Annotated in this window: 1 protein-coding gene; it reads right to left on the bottom strand. The window is 65.5% G+C overall.

From position 1 onward, the window contains the following. Positions 1-179 precede the first annotated feature (179 nt). A complete protein-coding gene (locus QZY03_RS10815; RefSeq protein ID WP_295580861.1) occupies positions 180-1,625 on the bottom strand; it encodes an AAA family ATPase in 1,446 nt (481 codons plus the stop codon). Positions 1,626-1,780 lie beyond the last annotated feature (155 nt).

Below are 1,780 nucleotides of genomic sequence, written 5' to 3'. Positions count from 1 at the left end.
TGGTGCGCCGCACCAGTTGGGCGGCGGCGAATTTCGTCAACTCAACCGCAGACCCGGACGCCCTCGTTATTTCCCGCCAGGATTGGCAACGCGTGCTGAATCAACTGGCCTCGACTCCCTGAAATGGCCAAAGTCGAGACAGGTAGAGATTATGCCAATGCAGTGCGAGATTCGGGTTCTTACTGAGCGGTCGCCAGTGGTCTATACGTGGGCCTGGCTGCTTTCCCTCGGCGATGCGGCGCTCGCAGTAGACACAGAGGTACCTCTGCTCCTCGTAGAGCACTGACCTCAGCTTGCGCTTCTCCAGTGCATCGAGAGCGGGCGCACTCCGCCGCGTCCGCCGCCGATCGCAGGGCTATAAGGAATGCCTTCTCGGCCTGCTGCATGCTCTGTCGCGGCTGCCCGTCGGGCGACACGTTTTTTGGGGACCGCCGCTTGTCGAGCTTGCGCATCGGTCGTCTCAGTCCATCAATCGACGGGCACGGATCAGCGCGGGGTCCAGGTCGCCCCACTTCTCTTCCAGTGCCGCAAAAAGCGCTTTGGCCATGATCCATGGCACCCTGTTCCATGGCGCCCCGGTCAATGGCGTCGTGCAGCGCACGCAGCATCGCCTCGCCATCGTCGTCGCGGTCGGTGGTACCCATCAGATAGCGCAGGATCGCGTTGCTGTCCCGGCCCTCAACGAACACGCCGTGCTCTTGGATTTTCCCGTCGACCAAATGGCGGACCTGGCGGTTTTCCGCGCTGCTCAGCACCTGCGGCGAGTGTGTTGTCACGATGAACTGGAGTCGGGGAAAGACCGTCCTCAGCCCGTCCAGCACCACCCGCTGCCAGCGGGGGTGCAGGTGCAGGTCGATCTCATCGATCAGGACGACACCCTCCACCAGTGCGGGTGCCTCGCCGCCGTCCTGCTCGTTGAGCATGACCGCGCGGCGGGCGATGTCGGCGACGAGCGTGAGATACAGGTGGAAACCGTCGGACAGCTCCTGCCAGGGCGCAACCTCGCCCGTCGTGAAGCGGATGATCGGACTGCGTTCGCGCGGGTCATACCAAGCCCGCTCGACGCCCGGAGTGGCCTTGACGAGGGTGTTCATCACGGCCGAGGCGAGGAAGCGCTCGGGCTCCCCCTCCTGGCGGCGCACCGTGTCGGCGAGGATCTCTTCCAGCAGCCAGGTGAGCAGGGCCGAGTCGTCCTGGGCGGCGTTCAGACTGCCCGCATAGCCTTCCCAACGGTCTGGCCGAGTCGGCGCGGGCTTGGTGGATGCCTTGCCTCGGCCCATGCGGTCCACCCCGTAGAAGGCGAACAGGGGCCAGCGCGCGCCGGGGACGCGCATCTGCTCCATTGCGGCGAGTACCTCTCCATGGTGGACCTCCTTGCGGGTCGAGGCAGGATTCACGATGCTGATCCAGCCCACATCCGGAGCGGCGCCGACATCGGCGGTCCAGATCATTGTGCAAGACCCGGCCGGCTCGCGCCGGCCCCGCTCGTCCAGGGTGACCTGGCGCGGATCGCGCCGCGGATCGAGCTTGAGACCGCGGGGCGTGCCCGATTGGAAAGGAGTCAGCCCGACCGCCAGCGCCGTCAGCACCGCGGTCTTGCCGCCGCCGTTCTTGGCGAACAGCACCGTCAGGTCTGGTTCGCTCGACTTTGGCCATTTCAGGGAGTCGAGGCCAGTTGATTCAGCACGCGTTGCCAATCCTGGCGGGAAATAACGAGGGCGTCCGGGTCTGCGGTTGAGTTGACGAAATTCGCCGCCGCCCAACTGGTGCGGCGCACCAG

The organism is uncultured Lamprocystis sp., from assembly GCF_903933125.1.
GTDB lineage: Bacteria > Pseudomonadota > Gammaproteobacteria > Chromatiales > Chromatiaceae > Thiodictyon.
The sequence above is the reverse complement of the archived record's forward strand: the minus strand, read 5'-3'. Positions and strand labels throughout refer to the sequence as shown.